Annotated in this window: 12 protein-coding genes; 6 read left to right on the plus strand and 6 right to left on the minus strand. The window is 59.9% G+C overall.

Annotation, left to right across the window (positions count from 1 at the left end; genetic code table 11):
* Window positions 1-241: 241 nt before the first annotated feature.
* From QZ964_RS16600 to QZ964_RS16615, 4 genes are all read right to left on the minus strand, one after another.
* Window positions 242-562 (minus strand): hypothetical protein, encoded by a 321-nt coding sequence (locus tag QZ964_RS16600; protein ID WP_292532874.1) that lies wholly within the window; start codon window positions 560-562, stop codon window positions 242-244.
* Window positions 563-602: 40 nt separating this feature from the next.
* A complete protein-coding gene (locus tag QZ964_RS16605; protein ID WP_292532875.1) occupies window positions 603-1,817 on the minus strand; it encodes a PepSY domain-containing protein in 1,215 nt (404 codons plus the stop codon).
* A gap of 65 nt (window positions 1,818-1,882) precedes the next feature.
* Window positions 1,883-4,291, minus strand: coding sequence for a TonB-dependent siderophore receptor (locus QZ964_RS16610; RefSeq protein WP_292532876.1), 2,409 nt, complete (start codon window positions 4,289-4,291; stop codon window positions 1,883-1,885).
* Window positions 4,292-4,372: 81 nt separating this feature from the next.
* Complete coding sequence (locus QZ964_RS16615) at window positions 4,373-4,762, minus strand: hypothetical protein (RefSeq protein WP_292532877.1); 390 nt, start codon at window positions 4,760-4,762, stop codon at window positions 4,373-4,375.
* Between the two features lie 333 nt (window positions 4,763-5,095).
* Between QZ964_RS16615 and QZ964_RS21590 the strand changes: the two genes are divergently transcribed.
* The 4 genes from QZ964_RS21590 to QZ964_RS21605 all read left to right on the plus strand — a co-directional run bounded on the left by QZ964_RS21590 (window position 5,096) and on the right by QZ964_RS21605 (window position 7,148).
* Entirely contained in the window at window positions 5,096-5,362 is a 267-nt protein-coding gene (locus QZ964_RS21590; RefSeq protein ID WP_367119287.1) for a response regulator transcription factor, read from the plus strand.
* 126 nt (window positions 5,363-5,488) lie between these two features.
* Window positions 5,489-5,788 carry a winged helix-turn-helix domain-containing protein gene (locus tag QZ964_RS21595; protein ID WP_367119288.1) on the plus strand — a complete coding sequence of 100 codons (300 nt, stop codon included), beginning with the start codon at window positions 5,489-5,491 and terminating at the stop codon, window positions 5,786-5,788.
* A complete protein-coding gene (locus QZ964_RS21600; RefSeq protein WP_367119289.1) occupies window positions 5,785-6,417 on the plus strand; it encodes a hypothetical protein in 633 nt (210 codons plus the stop codon). Before QZ964_RS21595 ends, QZ964_RS21600 begins: the two co-directional genes overlap by 4 nt.
* A complete protein-coding gene (locus QZ964_RS21605) occupies window positions 6,348-7,148 on the plus strand; it encodes a sensor histidine kinase (protein WP_367119290.1) in 801 nt (266 codons plus the stop codon). The genes QZ964_RS21600 and QZ964_RS21605 overlap by 70 nt, the downstream gene beginning before the upstream one ends.
* Before the next feature lie 53 nt (window positions 7,149-7,201).
* On the opposite strand, the gene QZ964_RS16630 is transcribed toward QZ964_RS21605, so the two are convergent.
* Together QZ964_RS16630 and QZ964_RS16635 are read right to left on the minus strand one after the other, a co-directional pair.
* On the minus strand, window positions 7,202-8,566 hold the full coding sequence (locus tag QZ964_RS16630; protein WP_292532879.1) for a HAMP domain-containing sensor histidine kinase: 1,365 nt from the start codon (window positions 8,564-8,566) through the stop codon (window positions 7,202-7,204).
* Window positions 8,563-9,240 carry a response regulator transcription factor gene (locus QZ964_RS16635; RefSeq protein ID WP_292532880.1) on the minus strand — a complete coding sequence of 226 codons (678 nt, stop codon included), beginning with the start codon at window positions 9,238-9,240 and terminating at the stop codon, window positions 8,563-8,565. Before QZ964_RS16635 ends, QZ964_RS16630 begins: the two co-directional genes overlap by 4 nt.
* Window positions 9,241-9,561: 321 nt before the next feature.
* On the opposite strand from QZ964_RS16635, the gene QZ964_RS16640 reads away from it, so the two are divergent.
* On the plus strand, window positions 9,562-10,101 hold the full coding sequence (locus QZ964_RS16640) for a hypothetical protein (RefSeq protein ID WP_292532882.1): 540 nt from the start codon (window positions 9,562-9,564) through the stop codon (window positions 10,099-10,101).
* An 80-nt stretch (window positions 10,102-10,181) separates the two neighbouring features.
* On the plus strand, window positions 10,182-11,221 hold a 1,040-nt coding region (locus QZ964_RS16645; RefSeq protein WP_292532884.1), incomplete at its 3' end, for a TonB-dependent siderophore receptor.

Raw genomic sequence — 11,221 nt, forward strand, 5'->3', positions numbered from 1 at the left:
TGGATCAGCGCCGCCTAAAAGCTGGTCCAAAATCGCGTCAGGTATCTTCGGTTCTTTGCGTCGGGCCATGGGACAACTCCTTCCTTCCCATTGTGCCCAAGCCAAACACGAAATTCAGGACAGTCCCCGCGCCGCTTGCCGTCGCTCTGCACGCTGTCCTTGCGCGCGTCCTCCCGCACTTCTTCGGCGCGCGCCTGCGCGGCGCCGACGCATAGGAAAAGCAAAGCGACGAGCGTCGCCCTCATGGGGCGCCAGGCGGCGGTTGTCGCTGCCGCCCGACGCGCAAACGGGCGGCGGGATGTCTGCGCTGGAGCGCGACTTGCGCCAGCGGCGCGATGAAGCTTGCGGCCTCGCTATCCTCAGCGATGGCGAAGCGGCACATCAGCCCGCCCGCCGCGCCGGCGTCGAAAATATCGAAGACGACGAGCCGCGGCGCGCCGCGCGTGACGACCCCGCGTTCGCGAAGAAAGCCGATCAGCGCCGGCCGCGGATGGGCCGACAGCGGCAGCGCGCGGCGTAGATTCTGGACAAGACTTCCCCTCGTTGCGCAATCGAAATCCATTTGTCGCTCCATCGCAATCAACAACACTTCCGCATCAAAATCACGCGGGCGTTCGCTCCGCCGGCGCCGGCCGCGGCTCCGTCCGTCGCACATGCGCAAGCCGCGCCGAACGTTTCTTCCACCAGATGTAAACGCCGGTTCCGGAAAGCATCACGATCACGAGGCCGAGAGCGCAGACGAAGATGCGGTAAGGAAGACCGAAGAGATTTGCTTTGTGCAGTTCGTATATCCATGTCGTGATCGTATTGCCGGCGTGTCCCCCGGTTGGGAGACTCACTTGGCGCAATTCGCCGGTCGCTATGTCGAACCAGACCGATGTCTGACCGTATTTGTCGCCGATGTCGCGCGACGAGCGCACCCGATATTCCCAGGCGCTTTTATCGCGGACGGCATAAAGCGACACCTCTCGCTCGACGCTGAAGCCATCCTTGCGCGCCGCCTCGGCCATCAGCGCGCGACCGGTTTCCTGGGCTTTTTCCCACGACATCGGTTCGACGTCTGACGTCTGCGCCTCGACCCGGTAGTATGGCGTCTGAAACTCGAAGAGCAACGACATCGCGCGCGAATAGAAGCCGTTCAAATTCATGTAGACGCTCGACCAGGCATATATGAAAAGCATCGCCCACAGCCACAGGCCGCTTGCGCGATGCAGATCGAAATTGACGCGGTAGAAGGAGCCGGAGAGCTTCACAAGCCATGCCGGCTTCCAGCGCGAGAAAAAACCTTTGCGCGACCTTTCGCTCGGCGCGGGGAGCGTCAGATAAAAGCCGACGAAGGAATCGAGCGTCCATGCCAGCGCGGTCAGTCCGAGTATCCAGGCTCCGATCTCGCCCGCGACCAGCGTCATGTGCAACTGATAGACGAAGGGCATGATCCCAGCGCGACTCGTCGGCACGGCACCCCAGAACATCCGGCCGAGTTCCGCGCCCGAATAGCGGTCAAGATAGAGGGTGCTGAAATTAAGCGTCGGCGCGCCGGCCGCCGCCTCCATACCGATTTCGGCGACGGGCGCGTCATAGCCGAAATAGACGGTGGTCGTCTGTGCGCCAGGAACAATCTCTTCGGCGCGTCGCGCCAGCGTCGCCGCGTCGAGCGCCGCGCCGTCGCGCGCCGCCGGATAGAGTTCCGGCGTCAGCAGATGATTCAGTTCGCCATAGAAGGCGAGCAGGCTTCCCGTCAGCCCGACCACGATGAGGAACCCGGCCATCGCAAGGCCGGCCCAACGATGAAGCCAGACGAAGAAGGCGCGTGTCATGGCGTACTACCCGGTTACGCGAGAGCTTCTCCGTCCCGCGCGGACAGAGAAGCTCGTTCGCTACATCACCACTCGAATCGCAGCGAACCCACCACAGTGAAGGGCTTCGCGGGGAAGGCGCTGAACGGCTGCGTGAAGTTGTTGAAGAAGTTGTCCGGCCCGGTGAAATAGCGGGCATTATTGATGTTCTTGAGATTGAGCTGTGCGGTCAACTTGTGACCGTCAAGCAGCGTCGTATAGCTTCCAAAGGCGTCGAATCGCGCCCAGCCGGGAAGTATAAAGGTGTTCTGAATGTCGCCCCACGCGTGCGAGGCGCCGGTCACGCCTCCGCCGACGCGAAAACCAAGGCCGTTCTCGCCAAAGTCATATGTGAGGAACACTTTGCCCAAATGGCGCGGCACGTTATCGCGATGGTTGCCGAGCAGACCGCTCCGCGGACCGTAAATCGCCGGATCCAACAGCCCGAACGGGTTGAGCAGATTGACGACATCGTCGGAAATCACTTTGGCGTCGATATGCGAATAGTTTGCGATGATAGCCAGTCGGTCAGTGATGGCGCCAATGACGTCGAGCTCGACGCCGCGGCTGCGTTGCAGGCCCGATACGACAGAAAGGCCAAATCCCGAGGAGAGCGTAGGCACCGGCACGCCTGAGCGCGTGATCTGATAAAAGGCGAGCGTCGCGGTCAGTCCCGGCAGCGGCTCGGCCTTCAGGCCAACTTCCCACTGCTGGCCGCGTTGCGGTGGCGACGGCTCGCGGTTCGTGCCCAGGCCATTGTTCAGCCCAAAGGACCTGGAGTAGCTGCCGTAGACGTTCAACTGAGGAAGAATGTCGAAAACAATGCCTGCTCTAGGGGTCCACGCTTTGTCTATCGCTGTCGGCGCGTCCAGACGGTTTCGTATCGCCTCATCCTTCGTGGCGCTGAAGTCGAAGGCCAGATCGCCGGAGCAGCAGGTGAACGCGCTTCCGATCGTCTGATCGGCGACGTCATATCTGACGCCCGCCAACAGATGCAGGCGATCGAAATAAGTCACATAGTCCTGAACATAAAAACCTTTTTGTCGTGCGACATTCGACGAATGAAATTTGTAACCCGAGCCGGCGATTCCCGCCTGATAGAAGAATGGCGGCACGAGCCCATAGACGGGCTCGAAAGGATTGAGCGGAACGAGGTTGAACGGAACGTTCGGGGGCGAGAAGCCGTCGTACGACGTCCCAGCGTAGTAGTTGAAATTCCCGCTGTAATAGTCGAGACCCATCAGGAAGATGTGATCTCCGCCAAGCGCGTGGAATTTGCCGTCTATGTCGATATTGGTCGAGAACGAGTATGCGTCGATCGACTGAGCCGCGGCCTGTCTCTGAAATTGGAACGTCGTCGTATCGATGCAGAAAAACGGTTGGCAAGCGGCCGTCAGTACGGGGTTTGCGGGCGATCTCAACTGCGAGAAGAGAAACCGATTCGTTACCTTCCAGTCTTCGTTCAGATTCTGGCGGAAGCGATAGCCGACATAGAGTTGATTGCTTCGGACTTTCGGCTCATTGGGTTCATTGAGCGAAACATTGAGCGGGATATTCGGCAGATTGGGGCCGATCGGGGGCAAACCGACTTCCGCACGGGTGCTTTGCGTCTGAAACTGTGCGTCGGCGGTGAAGTCCGTCCACTCTGTCGGCCGGTAGCTCACGACCGGCGCGATGAAGAATTTTTCCGAACCATTTCGAAAGTTGCGGAACGAGCCCCAGTTCTGGTAGGCGCCTGTAACGCGATACGCAAGCCCCTCCGCTTGCTCGACCGGCGCGGAAATATCCCACTGCGTGCGGTACCAGTTGTAGTTGCCGACCTGCTGCTCGATAACGTAGCGCGGCTGGCCCAGGGGTTCTTTGGTAATAAGATTGATCAGGCCGCCGGGCTCCGCGCGGCCGTAGAGTACTGACGCAGGTCCTTTCAAGACCTCGATTCGCTCGATGTTCGCCGTATCGAAAACAAACGCCTCAGTGCGAAGATTGTTTCGATAAATGTTGAAACTTTGAAAGCCGCGAATATTGAAATTGTAGCCGGCGTCGTCATTGCTGTTCGACGTCACGCCCGACACGTTTTCGAGTGAGTCTTGAACCTGCGGGATGTTTTGATCTTTCAAAACCTGCTTGGGAATTACCTGAATGGAAACAGGCAATTCTCGAATCGGGATGTCGACCTTGGTCGCGGTCGTCGACTCGCGAACGACATAGCCTTGCGTCGGCGTCTTCGGCTCGCTGCCGAAGCGGGACGCGATGGAGGGGCCGCCAACCGGCGCCGGCGAGGCCTGTCGAGCAGCGGCCCCGCCCCGACCTGACGGCGCGCTACGCGCCGCTGCACCCCGGGGCTGGGCGCCGCCGACGTCGATCGTCGGCAAGGTCTGCTGCGCGACGGCGAGCGAGGTGAGCGCGAGGGTCAATGCGCCAGCGGAAACGCCGCGCGCGAGTAGGTTGCGGAACATTGTGGAGTCTCCTGACGCGGCGTCGACGCCGACGTGATCGAGTGGGACGCAAAAGCGGCGGCCGGGACCGGCCGGGATCGATCAGGAGAAAGTCGGCGGCGCTTGCGATGACCAGGAGGTCGCCCAGCCGGTCGGCGGTTTGTGAGGGATGTCATAGGATAGCGCGCCGAAGGAATCCGGCGCCTTCGGAAGCGGGATGGCGGCGACGCCTTCCCCGGCCGCATCGGAGATCGGCAGTCCGCCAAGAACGGAGGCCAGACAGAAGACGCAACACGGCGGACGGCCATCTCTGTCGTGTCGTCCGGACTCTCCGGAGAGGCTATCCGCGGCGCAGGGCCTATCGGCGGCCGAGGAGGCGAATCCCGCTTCGACGCCGGCGGGACCTCGATGCATATGCGAGACGCCGAGTGCGGCGATGCTCTGCACGAGTAGAATGAGCGCGAAGAGGCCGGCGGCGAGCGGGCGCGTCAAGGCCCTCCGCCAACAGCTTTCTCCCCGCGAACCGATCATCGCCCTGCTCCACGCCTTAGCCCCAAGATTGGACCAGGGCTTATTCCCACCGATGTCGCTCTACCGTTCGTGGAGCGCTCGACGATAGAGTTAAAGACGAAAGGTCGCGGGAACCTCGCAAAGCGGAAACGGCGCGCAAAAAGCCGGGACTGTTGCCGGGGCGCCACAAAGGCGGTGAACGGGCAGGCTCTCGCGCTTGCCAGTTGCGTTTGCTCGATTATGAAATAGCGCGGCGATCGGGGCGGGGCCAACGCCGGCGCGGTCGGCCTGCGAAGCAAGCGGGGAGCGGCGCCCATGCGAATTCTACTGGTTGAAGATCAAGCGAGCCTCGCGCGTCAGGTCGCGGCGAGAATCGAACGCGCGGGCTATGGCGTCGATCAGGTCGATACGATTGAGGGCGCCATTCATGCGCTCGATCGTTGCGCCTATGCGCTCGCTTTGCTTGATCGTCGATTGCCCGACGGAGATGGAATCTCTCTGGTTCCGCGCATCCGCAAAAGGCAGCCTGAAATACGAATCCTCATGCTCACCGCGCTCGACGCCGTCGACGACAGAATTTAAGGACTTGAGGCCGGCGCCGACGATTATCTGACGAAGCCGTTCAATCTCGACGAAATGATTGCGCGCATTCGCGCGAATCTGAGAAAGCGAGACGGGGGCGCGACGCCCCCGGTCATCATCGGCGCGATGTCTTTCGATCTTGTTCGACGCGCGGTCGCCGTCGCCGGCGAGCCGGTCCTCTTCTCGCGTCGCGAGCTCATATTGCTTGAAGCTCTCGTCAGGCGCGCCAATTGCGTCGTCTCGCGTGAAACGCTGAACGCCGAACTCTATGGATATGGAGAAGAGGTTCAGGATCACGCCTTGACGTCGGTTGTCTCCCGTGTGCGCGCGCGACTCGCGGCGCTCGATGCGGGGGTCGAAATCTATTCCGCACGGTCGCTCGGCTATATCTTGAGAGAAGCCAAGGAGAGCGAGGCGGAGGCGTGACGCGGGGGTCGTCGCTCGCGCGCCGCACGGTCGGCTATCTCGTGTTGGCGCAGATTTTCGCCTTCGTTCTTGCCTGGGCGATCACGCTCGCGCTCGGCCTTGCCGGCGTCGAGAGATTCACCCAGTCATGGGACGAACTCGCGGCCTACCGCGCCGCCAATCTCGTGATTGATTCGCTCAAGCTCGACGAGACCGGCGATGTCCATATTGTTCCTACCACCCAACTTGACTCCGAGGTCAGGCGATTTCCCGGATTCAAATTCGCGGCCTTCGACTTTAGGACGAAGACGCCCGTCGCCGGCTCCTCGCCGGAACTCGTCGCCAGGATAATGAATATTATCGAAGTGAGCCCAACGCATGCACATTTCGTGTTGCCAGGCGATCCGGATACGCCGACGCGGGGTTTCATGGGTCCGTATCGGACTCCCTATGGCCGGTTTCAGATCGCGAGCTATCGGGCAAAATTCCGGTGGGAGGACATTTTCCTTTCGATGCGCGAGGATCTCTGGAATTTGGCCGCCTATCTCGTCGCGGCGGCGCTGCTCTCAGGAGCGACGGCATGGCTCGCGGTCCGGCATGGCTTGACGCCCTGCGCAGCGCCGCCGCCGAAGTGGCGCGGATCGACATGAACTCCTTGAGCAAACGATTGCTTTCCGACGATGTTCCGGTCGAAGTGGCGCCTTTCGTCGAAGCGGTGAACGAAGCGCTCAAGCGGCTTGACGCCTGGGCGGCGCGTCAGCGCCGTTTCACCGCCAACGCCGCGCATGAATTGCGCACGCCGCTCGCGATCATGCGCGCGCGACTGGAGAATGCGAAAGCTTCGCCTCTCAAAAGCGAATTGCTGGGCGATGCGAGCCAGCTGCGCTCGATCGTCGAAGAAATGCTGGTTGCTGCGAGACTGACCGAGGGTCAGGCGCCGCTTGATCAACGCGTGGATCTATCCGACGCCGCCCGGCAGGTCGTCTCGGACTTGTTGCCTCTCGCGATCGACCGAGACCAATTTGTCGACCTCGAATACTCCGGACCCGTCGTCACTCGCGGCAATCGGCGCGCCGTTGATTGCGTCTTAACGAACCTTATCGACAACGCCCTGCACGCCGAGCCGGCCAAGGCGTCGGTCGCTGTTCGACTGGATGAGGGCGGAGTGATCGCGATCATCGATCATGGCGAAGGAATCGCCGCCGACGACCGCGAAATGATCTTCGAACCTTTTTGGCGCAAGAACGAAGCCAATCCCGGCAGCGGTCTTGGCCTCGCCATCGCCAAGGAAATCGTCGATGCGCATGGCGGCCGCATATGGGTCGAGGACACGCCCGGCGGCGGCGCGACGTTCAAGGTCTCGTTTCCCTTGCACGCATAAATAGATGCGGCCGTAGACCGCTTGTTTTGCCGATGGCTGCGCGCGAACTCGCCTCATACAACGACACGCGGAAGCGATATCTTGAACGTCGCGCCGCCGCCAGGGGTGTCATCAACCCATATCTTTCCTTTCAGCTTGGTAACGAGTTCCTTCGCGATTGCTAAGCCAAGCCCGGCGCCTGATGCGCCTTCGCTCTTGCGCCAGAACGGCTCAAAAATTGTTTGCCGATCGCCTTCGGCGATGCCTACGCCGTGATCGATCACCTCGATCGTCGCATGTTCATCAATTCTAATCGCCACCGAGCCGCCTGGGGGCTCAGCACGAAGAGCGTTGTCTATAAGGTTCGCGATAACCGCTTCGATCGCGCCCTTGTTGCCGCGAACCAAGACAACGCCTGAGGGACCAAGGTATTCGATTTCACGGCTATCCCGAATTGCGAGCAATGCTGCGTCGTCAACCATTGCCCGCACACAGGCGGCGACATCGACAAGCTCATCAAGAGGCAATGTCTGCTCCTCCGCACGCGCTTCGGCGAGTAGCTGGTGAACGATGTGGGAAATGCGCCAAACATCCCGCCTGAGTTGGAATTCGAAATTCGGTTCGCGGGGCGCATCGAGGCGCGCCGCAAGCACCGCGACTGGCGTGCGCAGTTCATGGGCGGCATTCGCCGTGAAAAGGCGTTGTCTTCTCGTTCCAACATCAAGTCGATCGAGCGCTTGATTGATCGCTCCAACGAGTGGCATCGCCTCAGTTGGCACGACGTCCAAGGTCAGCCGATTCCCTAGAGTGTCCATATCGATGAGCGACGCTTCATGAGCAATCTGACGAAGCGGCAAAAGCCCGTTTCGTACAGCAAACCACGCGGTCGCGGTCGAAAGCACGACGGCCATTGCAAAATAGGCGGCAAGCAGTTTGATATCGAACGCCCAAGCGTCGATCAGATCGTACCACAGAAATTTTTGCCCATGTACCGCGACATGAAGCTGTCCAAATTGCGTCCTCATCGGCGCCATGAAGCCTTCGGGCGCAAAACTGTCATCCTCAGGAAGCGCAAAATGAACATGTGTTGGACTGATGCCGACAACGGGCGTCAGAATTGAAACCAGCGCCCGGTCTGATCCGGGCAGCGCTTGCTTGAATTTGTCAAACACGGCGATGCGCATGTGCGGCGCCCGACGAATCTCGGAAAGAAGTTCTTGCGTCGGCGTAATGCGGACAGCTCCATCTCCGTCCGCGGCGAGTGATGCGATCGCCTGCCGCTGCGCACGTGAAATCGCCAGCGAATCCCATGACGAAGGAAAAACGCCAATTCCCGTCATCGATAGCGCGGTCGAAAGGATCCAACCACAAAAAAAGGCAAACAACTGAGCGATTATAAGATACCCGACAACGCGAGGCGCGAGAGGCAGCGATTTCATAAACCTTTCTCCGCGAGCAAGTAGCCTCTCCCGCGCACGGTGTGAATTTCCACGTGAGCGTCGAGCTCCGACAATCTCCGGCGAAGTCGCGAAACGATCGTTTCAAGGGCCGTATCACGCACGTCGTCTTCGCTTCCATAAATCTCCATGAGCAACGATTCTCGTGACGTCACCCTGCTAACTCTTTGCACGAGTGTTCTCAGCAGCATTATTTCTCGACGAGACAAATGAATTATCGAGCCATCGATCGTTACGTCGTCCGTCTGCAGATCATAAGACAGGGCGCCGACAACGATAGGCGGGCGGGTCTCGCCGCCCGGGCGCCGCAAACAGGCGCGGATGCGCGCAATGAGCTCTTCTCCCTGAAAAGGCTTGGTCAAATAATCATCGGCCCCGGCGTTTAGCCCGGATATTTTGTCGCTCAACGCATCCAACGCAGTCAACATGATGACTCGAATGCCGGGATGCAGGCGTCTGGCCGCCTTCAAGATGGACGCCCCGTCGCCATCGGGCAATCTTCTGTCCAAGAGAAGTAAGTCATATGCTCCTTCGCGAATTGCATGGAACGCATCGGCGATTGTCGTGACGACGTCGATTTTGAAACCAGAGTGAGCGATTAGCGACGCCACCAGACGCGACATCTCTTTCTCATCCTCAATCAGCAAGATCTTCATCAGGTACGCTCCTGTAGCGCTGAGCGCCTTCAGTCTACGGCCCGCGCGAGAACCGCTCTACGATGAGAGAGCGCATGGAAGACGGCAGCGATTTTGGCCGTTTCTCCGCGCGCGACACCAATTGCTGCCGCCAATCCACTTGCTCTGCAGAGTCTGGCGATGCTCAAGGTTGAGATTCGACTGTTTCTGATCCTGCTCGCCGCAGTGGTTATGATCTTGCTCCGGAAGCCCGGCCGTGGCTAAAATGTCACAACCGGCGGTAATTGCCAGCATCAAGTCTATTGACAGGTTGTTGCAAGGTGACCTGGCGTATCAAATGTCATGCGTCGCAATCAGCCGCTTGCCGAATTCAGAAAAACCGACCCGCGCGAGGCGGTTCTCGGCTTTTCGATTCAGCTCGGCGCCCGCGTCGCCCTTCGTGCATCGAAGATCTTTTCCTACTGGACGGATCTTAGATCCTTCGCGAGATTTTTCCCCTTCCGTCTTCTAACTGCGTGTCTGCAGATTGCCGCGATCGCCCTCTTGCTGACGGTCAGTCCGCGCGATGCGCTCGAATCTCGCGAGTATCAGGCGGTCGGAAGCAGCCTGATGTCGTCGACAGATGCTGTAAACTGCAAGGCGCAGGCAAGCGACGAAGGCCCGGCGCATCCGCGCCGTGGGCACGCCCAATGTTGCGTATCCTGTACCGCGGCGGGGCGAGACCATTTAACTTTTCTCATCTCAGGCATTTACATCGCCGGATATTGTTTCGTTCGTGCGGCCCACGGGTCCGTGGCTTATTGCGCCGGTCACGGATTCTTTCCTTCCCTCCTGGGGTGGGCCAGTAGTTGGTCGTCGCGCGCCCCTCCTGTGTTTTCCTGACCTGATCGCCTTTCCAAGGCGGGCTGCGCCACTCTCAGATCAATTCAGAAATGCGGTTCGCCCCGCATAAGGGGATTCTTATGTCCATCAACACTCTGTTGCGCGGCGTCTCTGCCGGCGCAGTCGCCATCATGTGCTGGTCGACTACGGCCGACGCGCAACAAAGTCTGCCCACGATCGATATCGGATCCCGCACGACCGGAAAGCCCCAGCGCACACAGCTTTCGAGGGGCGCCTCGACGGGCGCCCCACAAGGCGCCGTTTCGCAGCCGTCGCCGTCGCAGTCTGCGCCTCAGCCGCTGCTGGGGATTCCCCGCCGGCAGGATAGCTACGTCGTCAAGACCACGTCCACCGCGACGAAGATGGCCATTCCAATGATCCAGCTTCCCGCTTCGGTGAAGGTCGTTCCAGGGGAAGTGATCCAGGATCAGAGCGTCACCGACATCAAAGGCGCACTCGAAAACGTCAGCGGCGTGCAATCAGCGCAGACGCAAGGCGGCAACGCCTCCTTCACCCGCATTCGTGGCTTCCAGACGCCGCGAATCTTCCGAAACGGATTATTGGCGGTGTCGCCGACCAACTTTACCGACTTCGGCACGTCGAACATTGAGAGAATCGAGGTGATGAAAGGGCCTGATGCGATGCTCTACGGACGCAGCGATCCTGGCGGATTGATCAATCTTATAACGAAGCGCCCGGTCGTCGATCGTATCCACATGGTCCAGCAGCGCTTCGGCAAGTACAACGACTATTTCACCGAATGGGATATGGCCGATTCATTGAACGCAGATAAATCTCTCTTCTATCGGTTCTCGGGCGGCTATTTGAACACCGGCGGATTTGTCGATTTCAGCCGCGCCGAACGCGTGCATGTCAATCCGAGCGTCGCCTGGCATCCGGACGAGGATACGACCTTCGTGGCGGACGTGGAGTATTACAATCAGGACTATCGGCCCACTCTCGGCTTGACCGTCAATCCCTTCAATACCACGCGGCCGGCGGACGTTCCGGTTTCGCGCAACCTTGAAGGTCCGTACGTGCCGCTGTCCAATAACAACAACGTCTTTGTCGGATCGGACTTCACGCACCGTTTCAACGACATGTTCACGTTCAAGCAGCG

It is taken from the genome of Methylocystis sp., from assembly GCF_021731785.1.
In the GTDB taxonomy this organism is placed as follows: Bacteria; Pseudomonadota; Alphaproteobacteria; order Rhizobiales; family Beijerinckiaceae; genus Methylocystis.